This window comes from Pseudoalteromonas rubra, assembly GCF_005887095.1.
Classification (GTDB): domain Bacteria; phylum Pseudomonadota; class Gammaproteobacteria; order Enterobacterales; family Alteromonadaceae; genus Pseudoalteromonas; species Pseudoalteromonas rubra_E.
The window spans coordinates 1-207 of sequence record NZ_PNCI01000129.1 but is presented as its reverse complement, the minus strand read 5'-3'; the positions used below and the strand labels follow the sequence as shown (position 1 = coordinate 207).

General features: G+C 45.9%; 1 pseudogene. It reads left to right on the top strand.

The features are described 5' to 3' along the window. Positions 1 to 207, top strand: a pseudogene (locus CWB99_RS23600) (IS3 family transposase); the annotation flags it as partial.

Genomic DNA, 207 nt, shown 5'->3' with positions numbered 1-207 from the left:
AAATAAACCAACCTCTGAACATTGGTCAGCAGAAGCTAAATTTGCCACCGTACTCGAAACTGCCAGTTTGAATGAAGCCGAGTTGAGTGAATATTGTAGAAAGAAAGGTCTCTACGTTGAGCAGGTAAAAGCCTGGAAATCCGATGCGCTGCGCGGGTTTCAAAACTCTAAAGAGCACGAACAAGGAGCAAAACGTCAGCGCCAGAG